This window comes from Microbacterium sp. MMO-35 (assembly GCF_037147555.1).
Taxonomy (GTDB): domain Bacteria; phylum Actinomycetota; class Actinomycetes; order Actinomycetales; family Microbacteriaceae; genus Microbacterium.
This window is the reverse complement of record NZ_JBBCVH010000028.1, coordinates 1-1,397: the sequence shown is the minus strand read 5'-3', so window position 1 is coordinate 1,397 and position 1,397 is coordinate 1. Positions and strand designations below refer to the sequence as shown.

Sequence of the window (1,397 nt, the reverse complement as noted above, 5' to 3'; positions counted from 1 at the left end):
CTAGAAGCGCACCCCATCTATTTCTGAACCGGTTCCCTTCATGGGGGCCGGTTCTTTTCGTGCCCCTGGTGGGCACTGGCGGTTGGTTCTGAGCGTACGAGGCTGTGGGGCCTCGCACTCCCATACCGCCCGGGAGGGGTCGATACCGGCCCCTCCCTTTCACGTACCCACAAGAGCGAGGGAGCAGGAAATGAGTGAACAGTTCTACAAGGCGGTCAGGTACGACTACGAGTCGTTCCACCGCCCGGATTTCAAGTACGGGCCGGTCGGCACGACGGTCACCCACCCGGACGCGGTGCGTGGTTCGGGGGACGCGTCGGACTACATCTCCGTGTCCACATCCCCCACCGACTGCACCGGGTTCTCCTGGCGCGTCAACGGGAAGGACTCCCGGCTGCTGGTCGTCGAACCGGTGGGCGATGTGTGGACGCCTCATGCTGGCGACCTGCCGAACAAGCGCGCTGCCACGGCGGTGCGTGTGGTCGGTGAGCTTCCGATCACGGCGGCGCTCGGGCCGAACGGTGATCAGGTGGCCGCGTTCTTGGCTCTCCTGCCGTCACTGACGGCATCCCAGTGGGACGTTGCTTGGGACGCTGCTCGGGCCGCTGCTTGGGCCGCTGCTTGGGACGCTGCTTGGGACGCTGCTTGGGCCGCTGCTCAGGACGCTGCTCGGGCCGCTGCTCGGGACGCTGCTCGGGCCGCTGCTTGGGCCGCTGCTTGGGACGCTGCTCAGGCCGCTGCTTGGGACGCTGCTTGGGACGCTGCTCAGGCCGCTGCTCGGGACGCTGCTCATGCCGCTGCTTGGGACGCTGCTTGGGCCGCTGCTCGGGACGCTGCTTGGGCCGCTGCTCGGGACGCTGCTCAGGCCGCTGCTCAGGCCGCTGCTCAGGCCGCTGCTTGGGACGCTGCTCGGGACGCTGCTTGGGCCGCTGCTCGGGACGCTGCTCAGGCCGCTGCTCGGGCCGCTGCTTGGGCCGCTGAAGCGATCGCCGTCCGCGACCTCATCACGCCGGAGCAGTTCGAGATACTGACGGGTCCGATGCGCGCCGCTGGCATCGACTTCGACAACTTCAAGGTGACGGCATGAGCGTGCTCGCTTTGGCTGAGGCTGAGGAGCGTGTCCGTCTCGCACAGGACGCCCTCGACGCGGCAGGTGTCCGCAAAGACCCACAGTCGATGTCCCTGCACCAGTACCGCCTGATGCGTGCTGAGGAAGCACTCACGAAAGCCCGCCACGCAGACGCCAACGGGGGACGGTGCGGCTGTCACCTCTGCACCGGGAGAACCGCATGGGACGACTGACCGTTGAACGAGACCACACCACACACAGGTGGGTGGTCCGGAAGGGCGGGGACTGGGTGGATGACTTCCCCGAGTTTGGTTGGCCGCTCGCGTTC

Annotated in this window: 1 protein-coding gene; it reads left to right on the top strand. The window is 67.4% G+C overall.

Features of this window, described 5'->3' with window-relative positions:
* The first annotated feature begins 581 nt into the window (after positions 1-581).
* The gene (locus WFJ01_RS19000; RefSeq protein WP_336630042.1) at positions 582-1,031 is read left to right on the top strand and encodes a hypothetical protein; all 450 of its coding nucleotides are present in this window, start codon (positions 582-584) and stop codon (positions 1,029-1,031) included.
* The last annotated feature ends 366 nt before the right edge of the window (positions 1,032-1,397 follow it).